The organism is Bartonella bennetti, assembly GCF_045945445.1.
Classification (GTDB): Bacteria; Pseudomonadota; Alphaproteobacteria; order Rhizobiales; family Rhizobiaceae; genus Bartonella.
On the sequence record NZ_CP174576.1, the window covers coordinates 1,235,001 to 1,255,000 of the forward strand.

Annotated in this window: 13 protein-coding genes, 1 tRNA gene and 2 rRNA genes (2 of these 16 cut by a window edge); 4 read left to right on the forward strand and 12 right to left on the reverse strand. The window is 39.4% G+C overall.

The window, feature by feature from the left end; translation table 11 throughout:
• On the forward strand, positions 1-1,249 hold the 3' portion of the coding sequence (locus ACJTDF_RS05530) for a DHA2 family efflux MFS transporter permease subunit (protein ID WP_407965310.1). It extends 326 nt beyond the left edge of the window; 1,249 of the gene's 1,575 nt are visible here — the last part of the coding sequence; its start codon lies off the left edge, out of view; it ends in the stop codon at positions 1,247-1,249.
• A 597-nt stretch (positions 1,250-1,846) separates the two neighbouring features.
• Here the strand turns inward: ACJTDF_RS05530 and ACJTDF_RS05535 are convergent.
• The 7 genes from ACJTDF_RS05535 to groES form a co-directional block, all read right to left on the reverse strand.
• Positions 1,847-2,431: a GNAT family N-acetyltransferase gene (locus tag ACJTDF_RS05535; protein ID WP_407965311.1), complete on the reverse strand. Its 585-nt coding sequence runs from the start codon at positions 2,429-2,431 to the stop codon at positions 1,847-1,849.
• A 73-nt stretch (positions 2,432-2,504) separates the two neighbouring features.
• The gene (locus ACJTDF_RS05540; RefSeq protein ID WP_407965312.1) at positions 2,505-3,638 is read right to left on the reverse strand and encodes a type III PLP-dependent enzyme; all 1,134 of its coding nucleotides are present in this window, start codon (positions 3,636-3,638) and stop codon (positions 2,505-2,507) included.
• Between the two features lie 633 nt (positions 3,639-4,271).
• A complete protein-coding gene (locus ACJTDF_RS05545; RefSeq protein ID WP_407965313.1) occupies positions 4,272-5,183 on the reverse strand; it encodes a rhodanese-related sulfurtransferase in 912 nt (303 codons plus the stop codon).
• A 496-nt stretch (positions 5,184-5,679) separates the two neighbouring features.
• Positions 5,680-6,510, reverse strand: a complete 831-nt coding sequence (locus tag ACJTDF_RS05550; RefSeq protein WP_407965314.1) for a ferredoxin--NADP reductase — start codon at positions 6,508-6,510, stop codon at positions 5,680-5,682.
• A gap of 595 nt (positions 6,511-7,105) precedes the next feature.
• Positions 7,106-7,444 (reverse strand): zinc ribbon domain-containing protein YjdM, encoded by a 339-nt coding sequence (locus ACJTDF_RS05555; protein ID WP_407965315.1) that lies wholly within the window; start codon positions 7,442-7,444, stop codon positions 7,106-7,108.
• A gap of 213 nt (positions 7,445-7,657) precedes the next feature.
• Complete coding sequence (gene groL, locus ACJTDF_RS05560) at positions 7,658-9,301, reverse strand: chaperonin GroEL (protein ID WP_249677878.1); 1,644 nt, start codon at positions 9,299-9,301, stop codon at positions 7,658-7,660.
• Between the two features lie 56 nt (positions 9,302-9,357).
• Positions 9,358-9,654, reverse strand: a complete 297-nt coding sequence (gene groES / locus ACJTDF_RS05565) for a co-chaperone GroES (RefSeq protein WP_249677877.1) — start codon at positions 9,652-9,654, stop codon at positions 9,358-9,360.
• A 232-nt stretch (positions 9,655-9,886) separates the two neighbouring features.
• Here groES and fumC point away from each other — a divergent pair, with 232 nt between their 5' ends.
• Positions 9,887-11,275 (forward strand): class II fumarate hydratase, encoded by a 1,389-nt coding sequence (fumC, locus tag ACJTDF_RS05570; RefSeq protein ID WP_407965316.1) that lies wholly within the window; start codon positions 9,887-9,889, stop codon positions 11,273-11,275.
• A 30-nt stretch (positions 11,276-11,305) separates the two neighbouring features.
• Here the strand turns inward: fumC and ACJTDF_RS05575 are convergent, their stop codons facing one another.
• Complete coding sequence (locus ACJTDF_RS05575) at positions 11,306-12,934, reverse strand: alpha-D-glucose phosphate-specific phosphoglucomutase (RefSeq protein WP_407966231.1); 1,629 nt, start codon at positions 12,932-12,934, stop codon at positions 11,306-11,308.
• A gap of 187 nt (positions 12,935-13,121) precedes the next feature.
• Here ACJTDF_RS05575 and ACJTDF_RS05580 point away from each other — a divergent pair, with 187 nt between their 5' ends.
• Complete coding sequence (locus ACJTDF_RS05580) at positions 13,122-13,646, forward strand: peroxiredoxin (RefSeq protein WP_407965317.1); 525 nt, start codon at positions 13,122-13,124, stop codon at positions 13,644-13,646.
• An 85-nt stretch (positions 13,647-13,731) separates the two neighbouring features.
• On the opposite strand, the gene hisS is transcribed toward ACJTDF_RS05580, so the two are convergent.
• Positions 13,732-15,228: a histidine--tRNA ligase gene (gene hisS, locus ACJTDF_RS05585; RefSeq protein ID WP_407965318.1), complete on the reverse strand. Its 1,497-nt coding sequence runs from the start codon at positions 15,226-15,228 to the stop codon at positions 13,732-13,734.
• A 1,236-nt stretch (positions 15,229-16,464) separates the two neighbouring features.
• Here hisS and ACJTDF_RS05590 point away from each other — a divergent pair.
• Positions 16,465-17,556 carry a DUF3792 domain-containing protein gene (locus tag ACJTDF_RS05590; RefSeq protein WP_407965307.1) on the forward strand — a complete coding sequence of 364 codons (1,092 nt, stop codon included), beginning with the start codon at positions 16,465-16,467 and terminating at the stop codon, positions 17,554-17,556.
• A gap of 403 nt (positions 17,557-17,959) precedes the next feature.
• On the opposite strand, the gene ACJTDF_RS05595 is transcribed toward ACJTDF_RS05590, so the two are convergent.
• The 3 genes from ACJTDF_RS05595 to ACJTDF_RS05605 form a co-directional block, all read right to left on the reverse strand.
• Positions 17,960-18,036 (reverse strand) — tRNA-Met (locus ACJTDF_RS05595).
• Positions 18,037-18,123: 87 nt separating this feature from the next.
• Positions 18,124-18,238 (reverse strand): 5S ribosomal RNA (gene rrf, locus ACJTDF_RS05600).
• Positions 18,239-18,325: 87 nt separating this feature from the next.
• Positions 18,326-20,000 (reverse strand): 23S ribosomal RNA (locus tag ACJTDF_RS05605) (it continues 1,139 nt past the right edge of the window).

Sequence of the window (20,000 nt, forward strand, 5' to 3'; positions counted from 1 at the left end):
TATTGAGCAGATGACCTTTTACCGTGCACTCCAAGGCTTTATTGGCGGAGGTATTATTCCCAGTGTTTTTGTTGCTTCCTATACACTTTTCCCTCCTTCTAAACAGTCAATAGTTTCGCCCATCGTTGGTTTAGTGGCAACATTAGCACCTACGATTGGTCCAACAGTAGGGGGATATCTTTGTCACGTCTTATCGTGGCATTGGCTTTTTCTTATTAATGTACCCTTTGGAATTATTATCTCAATTTTAACTTGGAAATTAATTGATTTTGATAAAGCGGAACCATCTCTAATAACTAAATTTGACTGGTGGGGTCTTCTCTCCATGGCAACCTTCTTAGGATCATTAGAATATATTTTAGAAGAAGGTGCACGTCACGATTGGTTAAAGGATCAGCTGCTTTTTAATCTTTTCATTATTATGATCTTAGCAGCTAGTGTATTCTTTTGGCGAGCTTTCACTGCTGAAGAACCAATTGTTGATCTCACAGCCTTTTCTAATCGAAATTTTTCGATTGCAGCAATTTTCTCCTTTATGCTTGGAATAGGGCTTTATGGTCTTACTTATCTTTATCCTGTCTATTTAAGCCAAATACGCCATTATGATGCTCTTATGATTGGAAAAACGCTATTTATTTCAGGTTTAGCTATGTTTTTGACCGCTCCTATAGCTGGATTTCTTTCAGCACGTATTGATCCACGCCTTATGATCGCTATGGGACTAACCACCTTTGCATGGGGCACCTGGCTAGCCACTGCCGTTACCGACAACTGGGATTTTTGGGAACTCTTTTGGCCTCAAATTTTTCGTGGGTCCTCTATTATGCTCTGTATGGTTCCCATTAATAACATTGCCTTTGGCTCATTATCACCAGAGCGAATGAAAAATGCCTCTGGGCTTTTTAATTTAACACGCAATCTTGGTGGTGCAGTAGGGCTTGCTATTATCGGTACTGTTATGATGCAACGCTCTGATCTCCATTACCAACGAATAGCTGAAACCGTTCAAGCAGGAAATATCCAAGCAACTGAAATGCTTGCAAAGCTCACTATGTATTTCCATTCTTATACGTTTGATCCACATGCCCTCGCCTTATTACAACTTTTTGGTATAGCTTTTACACAAGCAACAGTCATGGCTTTTAGCGATATTTTCTTTATGATGACTATTCTTTTTAGCATTTTAACCTGCTTAACCGTTTTTCTTAAAAAAATACCACCATCTGCTGATATTCCTTCAAGCCATTAAGCTTCATGTTATAAAAAACGACAGGTATTTATGGTACTGAGTGTATCAATAAAAGAGTTTAATCATATCGCTAAAATATCGATGATCTTACTTATTGAGCGAATAATTTTTGATTGAGATTTGTGATGGTGCTAGGATTTGAATAGTATCAGAGTTATTCAAAATACCCAAGTGTGTGATACATGAGATTTTGAGTTTCATAGCAAATTAATGATTAGCAATAACTGGATTTCTGACCTTATTTATTTCTACGTCGCCTTATTTATTTCCGTGTCGTAAGAATCGTGAGAATCTGCAATTCATTCATCTATAGAATTTATTATTAAAATAATGAATCTTCTTAGCTTAGATAAAGCGGTTCGAGCACCACTATTGTAAATGCAAGTTCAGGATATCGGAAGCATTCATTTTTGATGAATTCAGAAAATTCTGATACGGAAGATAGTTCAAAGAATAGAACTTAGCCTTCTTAGCTAACAAAAAGAGTTTTTGATAAAGAGAATATTTTAAAATAGCTTCATCTAATAATGAATGAAAAACGAAAAAGCACCCTCAGCGTTATTGCTAACAAACAAATAAAATGAAATGCTCTAAAATTTAAGCTACTTTACAATGCTGATTACAGCTTAAATCCTGTAATTCTCCACTTGAAACTAAAATACCATGACACTCAATAAGATATTGAGGTATCAACTCCAAAGCTTGAAAACGGTGTTTTTCATAAGCTCCAGGCATAGTAAAATTTTTTGTTAAGTGATTTGAAAAACCAAAACGCTGATAAAATTCAGAATCTCCCACGAGAAAAATAGCACCATGACCTAATTTTTTTGCTGTTTCAATTGCATGCTGCATTAAAACTGACCCGATTCCTATACCAGAATATTCAGCTGCAACAGCTAAAGGCCCTAAAAGCAAAGCATCTTGGGTTTCATTTTGCCCTTTGTGGAAAGTAACATTCCAAAGACGCACACTTCCCACGAGCTCATCAAGAAAATTTTTAATAACAAAGGAAAGGCCAAAAGCTGGAGACCGTCCGCAACGTAAGATTTCTGATGATTTACGCTTACGTTCTTTTCCCATTACCAAATCGAGAAGTCTCTCCCGATGAGGACTATCAGCTTCTTGCTCGGACATCAGCGTAAAGCATGCACCATTTTTTGCTTGAAAACGAATTTCTTTCATCTCTGTCACCCGTTAAACCGCATCTTAAGCACCCCATTAGGCAAAAATAGAGAGATCCCTTATGTATAAAACCTTAAATTACATACGATCGTAAAGGCTCAAAACCATTAAATGCAACAGATGCATAAGTTGTTGTATAAGCACCGGTTCCATGAATCAATAGCTCATCACCTATTGTTAGAGAAAGAGGAAGCAAATAAGGCGTTTTCTCATACATAATATCTGCCGAATCGCATGTAGGACCAGCTAAAATACACGGTTCCATTGCTTTATCATCATAAGCTGTTTCAATAGGATAGCGAATAGCTTCATCCATAGTTTCGGTCAAACCATTAAATTTGCCCACATCAAGATAAACCCAACGGACATTATCATTCTTTGCTTTTTTAGAGATAAGAACGACCTCTGTGCGAATAACGCCGGCATTACCTACCATCGCACGCCCTGGCTCAATAATTGTTTCAGGAATACGATTACCAAAATATTTTTTCAATGAATCAAAAATGGCCATACCATAAGTTTGCACTGCCGGAATATCCTTCAAATAACGCGTCGGAAAACCACCCCCCATATTCACTAATTGTAACTGGATACCTTCTTGTTCCAAAGATCTAAAAACAAAAGCGGTATCCGATAAAGCACGATCCCATGCATTTAGATCTGTCTGCTGAGAACCTACATGAAAGGAAACACCATGTGCCTGCAAGCCTAAGTGATGTGCATAGCGTAAGACATCAGCAGCCATAGAAGGAACACAACCAAACTTTTGCGATAATGGCCACTCTGCTCCTTCTCCATCAGTAAGAACTCGGCAAAAAACACGAGCTCCCGGGGCAGCACAAGCAACTTTTTCTACCTCCTCAAGACAATCAACGGCATAAAGTGAAACACCAAGCGCATACGCACGTGCAATATCACGCTCTTTTTTAATGGTATTACCAAAAGAAATACGATCAGCGGTAGCGCCTGCTTCTAAAGCCATTTCAATTTCTGCTATGGAAGCAGCATCAAAAGACGATCCTAAAGAAACAAGCAAACGCAAAATCTCAGGTGCTGGATTTGCTTTGATTGCATAGAAAATACGTGACTGTGGAAGAGCTTTTTCAAAATTTAAATAATTTTCATGAACAACATCAAGATCAACAACCAAACATGGACCTTCAGAACGGTGTGTTGCAAGAAAATCGCGAATACGTTGCGTTGCCATTTGCATTTCTCCCTAGGAACAAGATATCCCTACTTTACGCCAATAAGCAGCAAACGCTGCTAGCAGCAAAAAACAAAAGACATACACCGACTCTCTCACCTGATTAAAAAGCAACCAGGAAGAAATCAGCATTGCATGCCACGAAAAAACAGCGCGAAAAACGCGTTGCTTTACGTTGTCTGCCTTTTTGATTGGAGTTGAGAAACCAATTCCGCACTGAAGGCAATGAGGTGTGCCTCTATAGTTATCCCAGCATTTGAACAGCTGGAAGACACCAGAAAGGCCCGCACCGTCGTTGCTTCAAGATGTCCTCATCCTTTCGATTGGTCGTAAGAATGACTGGAGCGGTTAGTTCCAGGTACCGTACCGGTTAATCTCACCATTTGAGAACCAGCGGACACCCACAGGCACGTGCGACTTTGGGCAACACCGCGTATAAAGCCAATTTTTATTCATTTCAATCATTTTTTTTAATTTTAAAACTTTTTTAATTTTTAATCAAAAAATGATGTAAAAAAGAAACATCCAATCCAGATACAGGAACAAGCTTGTGCTCTTAATTATTGGATAGTGTTCAGTCTCAAAATATTCTCCTGTTTAAAAGTTGCATAAACAAAAAGAAGGCTTTTATTGTTAACAATAAGGATAGGTTGCACGCAATTTTAGCAACTGAAATTGTCTATGACGTTCCCGAAAGCGTTGTCTATCACTTTCATCCCGCGTATTATAACAAGCATCACAAGAGACACCTTCTTCATAATGAGAAGATAACTTATCTTCAGCACTAAGAGGAGAACGACAAGCGCGACACAATTCGCGTCCACATTCTTCAAGACCATGCCCTACAGAAACGCGCTCGTCAAAAACGAAACACTCTCCCTGCCACAAGCTTTTTTCTTTTGGGATAGTTTCCAAATATTTGAGGATACCGCCTTTTAAGTGATAAACTTGATCATAACCAAGGCTACGTACATAAGCCGTTGATTTTTCACACCGAATACCTCCTGTACAAAACATGGCAATTTTCTTTTTCTTTTTCAAATCACTTTCGTGCTTCATAATCCACTCAGGAAATTCGCGAAATGTTTTAATACAGGGATCAATTGCTCCTTGAAAACTCCCAAGCGCATATTCATAATCATTACGTGTATCGATTAAAAGTGTTTCTTCATCTTGAATAAGAGCATTCCAATCTTCAGGCTCTACATAAGTTCCAACAACTTTTAACGGGTTAACATCTTCAACCCCCATTGTTACAATTTCTTTTTTTAGCCGCACCTTCAAACGATGAAAAGGCATTTTTGAAGCCCATGAATATTTAATCTCGGGTATTTGAAATGCAGGCTCTGAAGTAATAAAATTTATTAACTTTTCAATTGCACTGCAAGAACCAGCAACAGTGCCGTTGATCCCCTCTTTTGCTAAAAGAAGAGTTCCCTTAATGCCATTTGTCTGACATAAATCCAGCAAAGGCTTTTGCAATTGACTATAATGTTTCAAATCTGCAAAGCAATAAAGAGCAGCAACTTTAAATTTCTTTTCCATAATATCGACATAACGCGGGTTTTATTTAATTTCAAGAACTATTCGCTCTCTTCTTGTATATTGTTTTGTTCTTTGCTTATATACACAGAATATCTTTTTATGAAAAAAGAATACCATTATCAAAGGATAATTTATACTATCACAATGCATCATCACTCCTCATTTATTATGATTATATATAAAGGCAATAATTTTCCTACGCATATACTCATATCAAATAAGTAAGATATTACAAATTACGCATACCTTTTATGTATACCTTAATTTTTAGCCGAAATTGCTGATGAACTCACCTTTCTTCAAATCCTACATTATCTTTTTTCAAATATAATTTTTCTTATAGAAAGCTATATAAATAATATCTTATCACTCTCTGTATTCATCTAACGAATAGAGTTTACAGAGATCGTTTATTGAAATGCTTCCTCAAATAAATCGGAATAGAAAAATTTAAAAATTAATAAGCAACTTTCATACTGTAAAACCAATTGCTTTCTTACCCCACAAAAGCACGTTCTAAAACATAAGTCGCTGGGGCATTATTGGCTCCTTCAACAAGACCAAAGGTTTCACATAACCTAGCACAATCCTTCAACATTGCTATTGAACCACAAATCATAACACGGTCCTCCGTGGGATTGATTTTCGGCAATCCAGTTCTTTCGAAAAAAGCACCGCTTTCCATAACAGTAGTAATGCGTCCCATATATTCTGAAGGTTCACGAGTGGTCATGGGATAAAATTTCAACTGTTTTACATATTCACCAACTAATGGATCATACTGTAAGGAAGCAACAAGATCTTTCGCATATGTCAGTTCATTACACTCACGTGTTGTTTGAATAAGTACTACTTGGGAAAATTTTTCATATGTTTCAGGATCACGAATAAGACTTGCAAAAGGAGCAACACCTGTCCCTGTTGAAAAAAGATAAAGACGCTTCCCAGGGATAAGAGCATCAAGAACTAAAGTTCCAGTCGACTTTTTACGCATTAAAACTGTATCACCAATTTTAATTTTTTGAAGATGTTCTGTTAATGGCCCCCCTGGAACTTTGATCGAAAAAAACTCAAGCTGTTCATCCCAATATGGACTTGCAATCGAATAAGCACGATAAATTGGCTTTTCTGCATTTGGCAAACCAATCATCACAAATTCGCCTGAACGAAAACGAAAACTTTCCGGACGATTAAGGCGAAATTTAAATAAATTATCCGTATAATGATAAACTTCCTGAACAGTAAGCGCAAATACATTTTCAGGAATTGGAAAATTTAAAGCGATATTCCTGACATCTGATTGAACATTGATTGCTGATGCGCTCATAAACTCTTCCTTATATTTTGATGCAACATTGAATCACAAATTTTATAAATAGTATAATTCTTGCATAATCATATACTTATATTTCTTTACAATAAAAACTATTGACTAAATATTTTATACTGAATTTGGAACAGATGCGTATTATACCATGAATGCAAAAGAGAAAAAATGGGATAACTAACGGTAAGGTCAAGTGCAGCAGCACAAACTATAGTCTCATAAAATCCCGATAGAAGATATTTTTCTCTTATTCGGCATTCATTGCATTCTTCACTAATAGCGTAAATTCTTAACCAACAAGATCCAAGACACAATAATATTTTATTATTTTTTTTATTATTATTGTGCTCTCTCTTCTTTTATGCCTCTGCTCATGAACTTTTGACGTTAACAATATATTTTTTCAAAAACGCTTATGAAATGCATAAAGAATAGTACAGAATAAAAAGAAGAATATTTCTTTCTATAATAAAAAATAAAAAGTATGAATTTTATACTTCTTGCAAAGTAAAATAAGTATTTTGATGATTTTTTCTTTCTCTTCTTTTTATTATTGAGAGGAAGATTCATTATTATAGGATGATAATTTTTGGGATTAAACTTTTTTTACAAATTCTGACTTTAAAGCCATCTGACCAATTCCAGGTATTTTGCAATCAATATTATGATTTCCCTCTACTAAACGAATATTCTTAACCTTTGTACCACTTTTTAAAACAGATGAAGAACCCTTCACTTTAAGATCTTTAATGACCATCACGCTATCACCATTTGCTAAAAGCTGACCATTAGCATCATAAACTTCAAAAGAGATAGGAAGCTCTTCATTACTGTTTTGAGGCCACTCATACGCACATTCAGGACAAATAAAATGACCATTGTCTTCATAAGTATAAAGACCATCACACTGAGGACACTGAGGCAATTGAGTCATACATCTCGCCTTTGTTCAAGAAAAATTATTTATCGTAAATCACACATACAAGTAAATCACGCGTACAACAAGACAAGAAAAAAGACCTATTGAACATAAGATACACTTAAATGAGCAAAAATTTGTTAGTTGATTTAAGAATAAAATTAAAGAAAAAACATAAGAAAAACGGGCCTACTGGCCCGTTTCTCTTTTATCTTTGGCTTATAGGCATTAGAAATCCATTCCGCCCATTCCGCCCATTCCGCCACCGCCCATTGGAGGCATCGGTGTATCTTTCTTTGGAAGTTCAGCAACCATCGCTTCCGTTGTGATGAGAAGGCTTGCAATTGATGCAGCATTCTGTAAAGCAGAGCGAACAACTTTTACTGGATCAACAATTCCCAAAGCAATTAAGTCACCAAATTGTCCTGTTGCAGTGTTGTAACCAAACGTATCTGAATTATTTTCCAATACCTTGCCAACAATAATTGCTGCTTCTTCACCTGCATTCATCGCGATCTGACGTGCTGGCGCTTGCAAAGCGCGACGTACAATGTGGATACCAGCCTCTTGATCAGGATTCTTTCCTTTGACAGTCAACGCATTTGCAGCACGCAAGAGAGCAGTTCCACCACCAGCAACAATACCTTCTTCTACAGCTGCTCGTGTTGCATTCAAGGCATCATCAACACGGTCTTTCTTTTCTTTCACTTCAACTTCTGTTGCACCACCAACGCGAATAACGGCAACACCACCAGCAAGTTTTGCGAGTCTTTCTTGCAGTTTTTCACGATCATAATCAGAAGTTGTTTCCTCAATCTGCGCCTTAATCTGGTTAACACGTGCAGTAATTTCAGCCTTGTGTCCAGCACCATCAATAATGGTTGTGTTTTCTTTAGTGATGTTAACTTTCTTTGCACGTCCAAGCATATCTAAGGTAACATTTTCAAGCTTAATACCAACATCTTCAGAAATAACCTGACCCGATGTTAAGATAGCAATATCCTCTAACATCGCTTTACGGCGATCACCAAATCCTGGAGCTTTAACAGCAGCGATTTTCAAACCACCACGCAGTTTATTAACCACGAGGGTTGCCAAAGCCTCACCTTCCACGTCTTCTGCGATAATAAGCAGAGGTTTACCCGATTGTACAACTGCTTCAAGAACAGGAAGCAAAGATTGCAAATTAGACAATTTCTTTTCATGAATAAGAATATAAGGATCATCAAGATCAGCAACCATTTTTTCAGCATTTGTCACAAAGTAAGGAGACAAATAGCCACGGTCAAATTGCATACCTTCAACAACTTCTAATTCAGTTTCAGCTGTTTTTGCTTCTTCTACCGTGATGACGCCTTCATTGCCTACTTTTTCCATAGCATCGGCAATCATTTTTCCAATTTCAACGGCACCATTTGCAGAAATCGTTCCAACTTGTGCAATTTCTGCTGAAGTTTGAATTTTTTTCGCTTTTTTGAAAAGATTCTCAACAACTTCTTCAACAGCAGCATCAATCCCACGCTTGAGATCCATTGGATTCATCCCAGCAGCAACGGCTTTTACACCTTCTTGTACAATCGCTTGTCCTAAAACAGTAGCCGTTGTTGTTCCATCACCTGCAATGTCGTTGGTTTTCGAAGCCACTTCGCGCAACATTTGTGCGCCCATATTTTCGAACTTATCTTCTAATTCAATTTCTTTTGCAACGGATACACCATCTTTTGTGATACGAGGCGCACCAAATGATTTATCAATCACCACATTGCGTCCTTTAGGGCCGAGCGTTACCTTAACAGCATTAGCAAGGATATCAACACCGCGCAATAAGCGCTCACGCGCTTCACGGCCAAATTTGACTTCTTTAGCAGCCATCTAATTTCTCCTTGGAGTTGTCTTAAATAATCAAACAAAATAATTGAGAAATTGGATTAACCCAAAATTCCCATAATATCAGACTCTTTCATGATTAAGAGGTCTTCACCATTAATCTTAACTTCAGTTCCAGACCATTTCCCAAACAAGACACGGTCTCCTGCTTTCACTTCTAGAGGAACGCGCTTTCCACTATCATCGAGAGCACCATTTCCAACCGCAATAATTTCACCTTCTTGAGGTTTTTCCTTTGCTGTATCAGGGATGATAATCCCACCAGCTGTTTTATTTTCAGATTCAACCCGACGAACAACGACACGATCGTGAAGTGGGCGGAATTGTATATTAGCCATGTTTTATATCCTTAAAACTTAATATAACTGAATTAATCTTAAGTTCCTGTTAGCACTCTCTTGTGACGAGTGCTAACAATAAAGCGAATATAAACATGGCGTATTCCCATGTCAAGGGTTCTCATTAAAATTAACCTGCACCTTTTCATAGTCTTCCGTGTAAAATTTTAGCACTTATTTTTTTGATTAATTTATAGTATAAAAAAATTTAAATGAATTAGTAGGAATCGTCATGCTTAAAACTCGTCAAGAAACCGATAGCTTTGGAACAATCACCGTACGCAATGATCGTTATTGGGGAGCACAAACTGAACGTTCTCTTCATCATTTTAATATAGGCATAGAAAAACAACCTTTGACCCTGATTTATGCCTTAACTCTTATTAAAAAAGCTGCAGCCCTCGTTAATATGGAAAAAGGGAAACTTCCGCAAAATATCGGGCAAACGATTGTTACTGCGGCTGATGAAGTCCTTGCAGGAAAATTCGATGCCCATTTTCCTCTTTCTGTTTGGCAAACAGGTTCCGGCACACAAAGCAATATGAATGTCAATGAAGTCATTGCCAATCATGCTAACGTACTTTTGGGAGGGGCTCTTGGAAGCAAAAAACCGGTTCACCCGAATGATCACGTAAATATGAGTCAATCCTCAAACGATTCCTTTCCCACAGCCTTACATATTGCTACCACACTGCAAACACGCCAACATCTGTTACCAGCTCTTGATGCTCTTATTGGGAGCCTACAGAAAAAAGAAAAAGAATTTTCCGACATCATCAAAATCGGACGGACCCATACTCAAGATGCGACACCTCTCACATTAGGGCAAGAATTTTCAGGCTATCGCGCCGCTCTAGAAGCCAATCGCACACGAATTGAAACAGCGCTCACTGATGTTCAAATGCTTGCTCAAGGAGGCACAGCCGTCGGAACAGGTCTCAATGCTCCATTAGGCTTTGATGACGCATTTGCCAAAACAATAAGCACCCTCACAGGAATTACTTTCAAAACCGCTCATAATAAATTTGAAGCGCTTGCTCATCACGGGGCTCTTACACATTTTCATGGCAGCCTCAATGCTTTAGCAGCTGACCTGTTTAAAATTGCCAACGACATTCGTTTCTTAGGATCGGGCCCACGTTCAGGACTAGGTGAATTGAGCCTTCCGGAAAACGAACCAGGTTCTTCTATCATGCCAGGAAAAGTCAATCCGACACAGTGTGAAGCTCTGACTATGGTCGCTTGTCAAGTATTTGGCAACCATAGTAGTATCACATTTGCCGCCAGCCAGGGACATTTTGAACTGAATGTCTATAAGCCGGTCATTGGATATAATGTGATGCAATCACTCAATCTTTTAGGAGATTGTATGCGCTCTTTCGATACATATTGTATCCAAGGATTACAAGCAAATAGAGAACATATTCACGCTTTGATGGAACGTTCTCTCATGTTGGTTACTGCTCTTGCTCCAGAAATTGGGTATGAAAAAGCAGCTGAAATCGCCAAAACAGCCTATAAAAATGGAACAAGTCTCCGTGAGGAAGCTTTAAAAGCAGGTGTTTCTGCCGCTGATTATGATCGACTTGTTGACCCTAAAAAAATGATTCAGCCACAATAAGAAAAGAATTATTGCCAAAGAAAAAAGTGTTTATGTAATAATATCCGGCTGTTCGCGTCCTAAATGATGTTTGATTTTTAATACCTCAAAAGCGGCTTGCTTTAAAGGTTGAAGAACTTTTTGCGGATCTTGATTGTGCTTACAGGGATCACCCTCATACTGTTCAAGATAAAGCCGAACAAGAGCTCCCGTTGTTCCTGTCCCAGAAAGACGAACCACTAAACGTGCTCCATGATCAAAAAAAATACGGACCCCTTGCCGTATACTCACACTATGATCAACGGGATCATGATAAACAAAATCATCAGCTTTCTTGACCGTTAATCCAGCTATTTTTGTACCTGGCTCTGGTAAGCATTCGGATAATTGTTCTACCATTGCAAAAGCTTTGTGGGCTTCTATCTCTTCATAATCATACCGTGAAAAATAAAAGCGTCCGTAGGTATACCAATGCTGTTGAGCAATTTGCGCCACGGTTTTTTTTGTAACAGCAAGAAGATTTAGCCAGAACAAAACAGCCCATAATCCATCTTTTTCACGCACATGATCTGACCCTGTACCAAAGCTTTCTTCCCCACAAAAAGTTATTTTTCCAGCATCTAGAAGTGTTCCGAAAAATTTCCATCCCGTTGAGGTTTCAAACAAATTCAATCCCTTTTTCTTTGCAACGCAATCGACAGCACGCCCGGTTGGCATAGAGCGTGCAACTCCCACAAGACCTTGTCGATATCCTTTAATTAAAGAAGCATGATCAACCATAATCGCAAGAGAATCAGAAGGATTGATAAATTGTTGACGACCAATAATGAGATTACGATCCCCATCACCATCAGAAGCAGCTCCCAAATCCGGTCCTTGCTCAGACATTAATAAATCATACAAATCCTTAGCGTGAACCAAATTCGGATCTGGATGTTTGCCACCAAAATCTGGTAAAGGAACCCCATGAACTACTGTTCCTTCAGGAAATCCTAAGCATTTTTCAAAAATTTCTTGCGCATAAGGGCCTGTCACAGCATGCATTGCATCAAATCGGAAAGTTAATCCCTCAGAAACCGCTTGAGCAATACACTCAAAATCAAAAATTTCCTGCATCAGCGCACTATAATCAGCAACAGGATCAATGATATCAACCTGCATAGACCCGATAAATACCGTTCCTTGCCTATCTAAGTCGATCTCTGAAGCATCAATAATTTTATAAAAAGACAAATGTTGTGATGCAGCAAAAATAGCATTACACAAAGAAGTAGGTGCTGGCCCTCCCTGAGAAATATTATATTTTATCCCGCAATCACCCTGTTCTCCCCCAGGATTATGACTTGCCGAGAGAATAATACCGCCATGGGCATGATACTTGCGAATGAGATGCGAAACAGCAGGTGTGGATAAAATCCCTCCTTTACCGACTTTAATACATCCAACACCATTAGCAGCAGCCATTTTCAATACGGTCTGAATAAGCTTGCGATTCAAATAGCGTCCATCTCCTCCCAAAATGAGCAATTTTCCCTCAAGAGGTCCCACAGTATTAAAAATAGATTGAATAAAATTTTCAACATAATGAGGCTGTTGAAAAATCGACACCTTTTTCCGCAAACCAGATGTCCCCAGCTGTTGATCTTTAAAAGCTGTCGTCGGGATAATATTCACCGTCATCATGATGCCTGCAAAGCATTATTATTTGATTTGAACACGAACATTTCCTTAAAATTGATCATTAATTCCTCTTGACGTAAACATAAAATACCTGCAAATTAAAGGAACTATAGGACATTCTTAAATGTAAAACAAAACTCAAAATTTTCGGAGATACTCTTCTTATATAAAGCACAGGAGTGCAATCATGCTTAGAAAAAAAGTTCCCAATGTTACCTTCCACACACGTGTTCGCGATGAATCAATCAGTGGTGATAATCCTTATCGGTGGCAAAATGTCAACAGTGACACTTATTTCAAAGGGAAACGAGTTATTCTTTTCTCTCTGCCTGGGGCCTTTACACCCACCTGCTCAACTTTTCAACTTCCTGATTTTGAAAAACTCTATGATGACTTTAAAAAAGTAGGTATTGATGAAATTTATTGTATTTCCGTAAATGATGCTTTTGTTATGAATGCATGGGGAAAAAGTCAAGGCATTAAAAATGTGAAACTCATTCCCGATGGATCAGGTGAATTTACACGAAGAATGGGAATGTTGGTTGCCAAAGATAACATTGGTTTTGGCATGCGGTCATGGCGCTATGCTGCTGTCATTCAAGACGGAGTGATTGAACAATGGTTTGAAGAGGCAGGTGCATCAGATAATTGTGCCACAGATCCTTATGAAGTCTCCTCACCGCAAAATATTTTAAAGGCCCTGCAAGGGTAATTGCAGCGATTATTTTCCTCTCTGATTTTTTCTCCCTTCCTTCATTTGATATAAAAAGGAAGGGATTTTTAAGGTTTTTGAGCTCCTAAAAATTTTGTGATTTTTGAGCAATGAGAATATTTTGAACTGTTTGAACGAATTGATCTTCATCAACAGTTACTTGTGCTGGGCGGCTCTCACGCCATGTCTGATTATCTTTAATTTCATGGGATAAACGCGCTCCTTCGACCAAATCTTTGATCTGAACCTTTCCCTCTTGACGTTCTTGTCCTCCCTGAATAACTACGCAAGGCGCATGACGTCGATCAGCATATTTCATCTGTGCTTTAATTCCTGATGCACCTAAATACAGTTCAGATCGAATACCTGCTTGGCGCAAACGCATCACCATTTTTTGATAACGCACAAGAGCTTCTGGTTCTTTATCCATCATTAAAACCACAACGGGACCTATCGTTTCCTTCACAGGAAGTTTGCCAAGATTTTGCAAAGCAGATATCAAACGCGAAACACCAATAGAAAAACCCGTTGCTGGAACATTTTCCCCACGAAAGCGAGCAACTAACCCATCATAACGTCCCCCTCCACCAACAGATCCAAACACAACTTTTTGCCCATCATCATTAAAAATATCAAAAAGCAGTGCAGCTTCAAAAACAGGTCCTGTATAATATTCTAATCCTCGCACAACTGATGGATCAATTTTGACACATTGCTGATAGCCATTTTCAGAAAAAATCGCTTGCATTTCTTCAAGCTCACAGATCCCTTCAAGCCCTTGAGCACTATGTCCAACCATCTTTTTCAGATTATTAATTGTTTCCTCAGCCGTTTCAGCACCAACAGCCATCAAAGCAAGAATACACTCAATTTCCTTTTCCTTTAGTCCCGCTCCTTTGGTAAAGTCACCACTTTCATCCAAACGCCCCTTTCCCAAAAGCAAGCGAACCCCTTCTGAACCAAATTTATCGAGCTTATCAATAGCTCTCAGAACAGTTAAGCGTTTTCCCTCCTGTTCCTTGCCGCCGAGGCCAACCAGCTCCAAAACGCCATCCAAGATCTTCCGATTATTCAGACGAATAACATAATCTTTCTGCTGAATACCTAATTTTTCTAAACTATCCGCTGCCATCATGCAGATTTCCGCATCAGCCAACACCGTTGGCGCTCCAACAATATCGGCATCAAATTGCATAAATTGTCGAAAACGTCCTGGCCCCGGCTTCTCATTTCGAAAAACAAACCCATAACGATAGCTTCGATAGGGCTTAGGTAAAGTTTCAAAATGCTCGGAAAAATAACGAGCTAGCGGCGCTGTCAAATCATAGCGTAAAGACATCCATTGCTCATCATCATCTTGCAAAGAAAAAACACCTGCATTTGGTCGATCTGAATCGGGCAAGAATTTACCAAGAACATCCGTATATTCGAAAATCGGTGTTTCCAATGCTTCAAAACCGTAAAGTTCATAAACTTCACGAATTTGAGCAATCATTGTTTCAATAGCATATAATTGCGCGCCTGTGCGGTCGATAAAACCACGGGGCAAACGGGCTTTGGTTCTTTCTTGTGTCATAGCCATTGTTTTTCTCTAGCAGCAATGTGTGTTTATAGATCATTGTGTCTACCTTATCATAACAAACGCTGCAATGGCTTTATATAATTGCTGTTATACACCACCAAAATATCCCCTATAATGATATCAATTGTTTCGTCAGATATGCTATCAAGGAGAGCTAAAAATCAATATACGTTTCAGAACAAACAGCTGTATCTGATAAAATCTTTTCCTCCCGCTTTTAAAATCATTATCTTAAAAACTTCTCCAATTCCTCTCATACAAAAACTAAAATTTTCAACAGTTATCCAGAACAAAGATCGAGATATAAATGCAAACGTTAATCCCATAACTTTCAAAAGAAAAAGTATTCCCATATTGCTTGAGCTTAGCAATATGGGTGCGAGACTATAAAGGTAGATAGTTTTTCTAAAAGAAGCTCATCACCAACAAAAAACCATTGTTGGATAAACAGAAACAGGTTCCACAAGTGAATTGAGAACAACTCCAACCATTTGATAAGTAATAATTAAACCTTTTTCCGCTTTAAAATAATCTCATCAAGATTGAATATATCTAAACAGTGTGGTCTTTTTCTCTTACATTTGTATATATATACGACCAAGCACGAAATTATTGATCATAAAATCAATATAATTTAACAAGACATCTAAAAAATTGAAACTCAAAACAGTGAAACCATAGGATAAGAATTTTTATTCTATCGAACAAATAAACTTAGCATGATCATGAACAGACCCCAATAAGGAATTTTGTTATCTACATTTGCACGATTTTCACTGCATGATTTTCTCTTCTTTTTGAGCTCCTCTGAATAAAGTTTTAAGATTTTTTTCCAGCTAAGATTTTTAAGAATAGCTTATTTATACTTTCAATCACTCTATAATTTTTTGACAATTGTTTTAAGTTTTTGGGCTATTATTATAGTTTTTGTCTTTGTATTTAAGGAGCTTCTTTTCAGTTTTTCTTTTTTTAGAGTTTGATTGTTATGAGGGGATTTTGCAAGGATTTTTTAGTTTCTCTTATAATCTAGGGTCTGCATGATGGTTTTGAGAAGCGTAAGCAATTTTACTGTTGATTTTTGATTGTTTTCTTTTTTCTTTTACTGTGCAGAGGGATGAGGCTTAATGCTGGCTATTGATTGAGCATTTTTATTTAATTTACTCTTCTTGCTTTTTTTTGGAACTAGATTTGGTTTGGATCATTTTAAGATTAAGAATTATTGAAGGAGAGAGAGATATGGAAACGCGGATCCCAACGAAGCATCCCTTAGAGAGACATTTTACAGGCGAATTTTCTTTAGAGACAGAGAGTTGTCACTATACTCCGTCTACTTTATCTTGGTCCTCGATATTTGCTGGATTACTAACGCTTTTAGCAACGTCGGTCTGTTTTTCCTTTTTATTAGCCGCCTTAGGTTTTAGCCAAATGAGTTTTGTTTCCCCCTTTTCGCTAGAGAATAGTTTTCTTTCTATTGGCGTGAGTTCGATCCTTATTTTTTGTCTAAGCTTCAGCCTTGGAGGTTATATTGCTGGTCGATTTGCGAGCCACTCAGGAGCGCTTCACGGTTTTTTGACCTGGGCGCTTTTTATGCTTTTAGTGGCGATCCAAAGTACAGTTTTACTTTCTGGAGCAGTTCATTTAGGAGCGAAGACTGTTTCAGGAGTTGCCAGTGCGACGGGACAAGCGATCAGTGGTTTTGGTTCGGAAGGTGGGAAACTTGTCTCGCTCACGGATGGTAAGAATTTTGAAGATTTTTTCAACGATAAAAATAATGCTCTGTTTGATTTTAACAAACTCAGCAATGACTTACAGGCACTTTTAAATAAGAGCGATATTCCAGCCCTCAATCCGGACAATCTCTATAATGCTTATAGGGGATCAATCAAAGATATACGTTCGACCATCACATCTTTTAAGAATGATCCTTCTAACTATCGTCTTTTGGTTAAACAGCTTGGCGAACGTCTTTCGGATCGTGTTAACAAGCTCAATAGTCAAATTGATCGTCGTGATGTCATCCATCACTTGACCAACAATGGGCTGTCACAAGCTGAAGCAGAAAAGACTGCAGAGCGTGCGATTGAAGTTTATCAAACAGCGAACAAGAAGACTAAAGAGGCTATTCAATCCCTGAACAAACAAGTAGAAGGTCTCTCACATAATGTTGATAAAGTAGCCAAAAACGGTCTTGAGCTTGCCGATAAAGCTATTGACAAGGCTTCTAAGATTGGTTTGTGGAGTTTTTTTGCTAGCCTTCTTGGAGCTTTAATTGCGAGCATTTCTGGATATTATGGTCATAAGAGACGTTGTCATTCTTACAGATTTTAAAGACTGAGATTTTGAGACAAAAGATATTTGTCATCATGTAAGCACTCTCCCAAAGAAGAGCGCTTTTACAAAAGCTGCACCGCGTGTGCAGCTTTTTTATTAAAATCCTTTTATTTGAAGCATCCTGGGATATTTTGTTGTTCCCTGTCGCATTATTTTTTCAAGTCGCATCATTTTTTCAAGATCCGGCAAGTTAATCTACAGGGAACAGAGGAGAATGGATTATCTTCCGGTTTTTTATTATTTTCCAAAAGAGATAAGGATACGAAGAGGCAGATGCGAGCTCTACGAAGAGGCATTAGTTTTTGTGTTTTTTAGCTATTTGTCTCTTTTTGCGTTTATTTTTAGGGTTATTTTGTGCACACAAGAGTGTTTGTGGCAAGAGAGTCTGTGGGAACAAGATTGGTTGCGGGGGCAGGATTTGAACCTGCGGCCTTCAGGTTATGAGCCTGACGAGCTACCGGGCTGCTCCACCCCGCGTCATTAAAGAATTGTCGCAGCAAGAATACGACGATTTGTAGATATTTTTTGAAGAGTGTTGAAGAATTATTTCTATGCGCTTAGCAGACCTGGCAGCGACTTACTCTCCCGTGCCTTAAGACAAAGTACCATCAGCGCTGGAACGTTTCACGGCCGAGTTCGGGATGGGATCGGGTGCAGGCGCTCCGCCATAACCACCAAGTCAGCGAAGAGCATAGAAAGAAAGAGAAGTTGTCTCATATGATATTTTAATTTGTTTTATTGCTTAAAATGAATAGAGGGAATGAGAACGATCAAGCCGATCGAACGATTAGTATCAGTAAGCTTCATATGTTACCACACTTCCACACCTGACCTATCAACGTGGTAGTCTACCACGGTTCTCAGGGAATACTCGTTTTCAGGTGGGTTTCCCGCTTAGATGCCTTCAGCGGTTATCCCGTCCGTATATAGCTACCCTGCTATGCGGCTGGCGCCACAACAGGTCCACCAGAGATACGTCCATCCCGGTCCTCTCGTACTAGGGACAGATCCTGTCAATATTCCTACACCCACGGCAGATAGGGACCGAACTGTCTCACGACGTTCTGAACCCAACTCACGTACCGCTTTAAATGGCGAACAGCCATACCCTTGGGACCTGCTCCAGCCCCAGGATGCGATGAGTCGACATCGAGGTGCCAAACAACCCCGTCGATATGGACTCTTGGGGGTCATCAGCCTGTTATCCCCGGCGTACCTTTTATTCGTTGAGCGATGGCCCTTCCACACGGGACCACCGGATCACTATGACCGTCTTTCGACTCTGCTCGACTTGTCAGTCTCACAGTCAGGCAGGCTTATGCCATTGCACTCAACAAACGATTTCCGACCGTTCTGAGCCTACCATCGCGCGCCTCCGTTACTCTTTAGGAGGCGACCGCCCCAGTCAAACTACCCACCATACACTGTCCTGGATCCGGATAACGGACCGCAGTTAGACATCCATGTCGATAAGGGTGGTATTTCAAGGACGACTCCACAAAGGCTTGCGCCCCTGCTTCAAAGTCTACCACCTATCCTACACATATCGCCACAAATGCCAGTGTAAAGCTATAGTAAAGGTGCACGGGGTCTTTCCGTCTAACCGCAGGAACCCCGCATCTTCACGGGGAATTCAATTTCACTGAGTCTACGTTGGAGACAGCGGGGAAGTCGTTACGCCATTCGTGCAGGTCGGAACTTACCCGACAAGGAATTTCGCTACCTTAGGACCGTTATAGTTACGGCCGCCGTTTACTGGGGCTTCAATTCAATGCTTGCACATCTCCTCTTAACCTTCCAGCACCGGGCAGGCGTCAGACCCTATACATCGTCTTGCGACTTCGCAGAGCCCTGTGTTTTTGGTAAACAGTCGCTACCCCCTGGTCTGTGCCACCCTTTAACGGTTGCCCGCTAAAGGGTCACGCTTCTTCCGAAGTTACGCGTGCAATTTGCCGAGTTCCTTCAACGTAGTTCTCTCAAGCGCCTTAGTATTCTCTACCTGTCCACCTGTGTCGGTTTCGGGTACGGTCTATAAGTGGGAGCTATTTCCTGGAATCGCTTCACTGCAAGATCAATCCAATAAGACCTTACAATTTACGCAATCCGTCACTTCCCACAGGTCCACGAATATTAACGTGGTTCCCATCGACTACGCCTTTCGGCCTCGCCTTAGGGGCCGACTCACCCTGCTCAGATTAACTTTAAGCAGGAACCCTTGGACTTTCGGCGAGGGAGTCTCTCACTCCCTTTATCGTTACTCATGTCAGCATTCTCACTTCCGATACCTCCAGGAGCTCTCACGAGTCTCCCTTCACAGGCTTACGGAACGCTCCGCTACCACTTACTCATAAGAGTAAATCCACAGCTTCGGTGTATGGCTTGAGCCCCGTTACATTTTCGGCGCGAAGACCCTTATTTAGACCAGTGAGCTGTTACGCTTT